Annotated in this window: 1 protein-coding gene; it reads left to right on the forward strand. The window is 66.6% G+C overall.

The window, feature by feature from the left end; translation table 11 throughout:
- Positions 1 to 215: 215 nt before the first annotated feature.
- Positions 216 to 694: polymorphic toxin-type HINT domain-containing protein (locus P0645_RS19275; protein WP_284166177.1), on the forward strand; the 479-nt coding region annotated here is incomplete at its 3' end.

Here is a 694-nt window from a genome sequence, read left to right on the forward strand (position 1 = left end):
CTTGGAATGAGGCGCAGTATGAAAAGAAGGTAAGGGGACTGCCCGATCTGTCGTCGACATGGATACCTCCGGCGGACAAGTGACATGGGCTGACGCCCTCGGGCGCAGCCGTGTTGCGAAGGCCGGGTAGGGTGCCGTGTGCCTCAGTCTCTGAACAAATCCTTAAAACGCGCCGCCAAGCCGTTGATTTCATTCATGCCGGACACCCACCCACGGTGGGTCATGTCAGCACCGCGCTTCTGAACGGTCAGCCGATCGACACCCAGGAGATCGCGACGGAATGTCTGCTCGAGGCGATCGTGCCGTCCTGCGGCTGCGACACGCCGCTCGACGAGATGGTCGGCGCGCTGATGCAGGCAGGCTCGTCCTTCCCGGAGGGGACGGAGGTCCTGACGCCCTCTGGCAAGGTCCGGATCGAGGACCTGCGCGAGGGCGATCTGGTGATCGCGCGGAACGAGGAGACGGGGGAGGTCGGGCCCTATCCCGTGGCCGCGATCATGGGGCGTCAGGCGACGGATCTGGTCTGGCTGGGGCTGGAGGCGTCGGGGCAGAGCTCACGTCTCGGCGTGACGGCGGAGCATCCGCTTTATGTCGAGGGGCGCGGCTGGGTGCAGGCGGGCGAGCTGGCCCCCGGCGACCGGATCGTGGATGCCGACGGCGGGGTGATCACGGTCGTCTCGCGGGAGCTGGACGA

Source organism: Frigidibacter sp. SD6-1, assembly GCF_030143255.1.
GTDB lineage: Bacteria > Pseudomonadota > Alphaproteobacteria > Rhodobacterales > Rhodobacteraceae > TMP-24.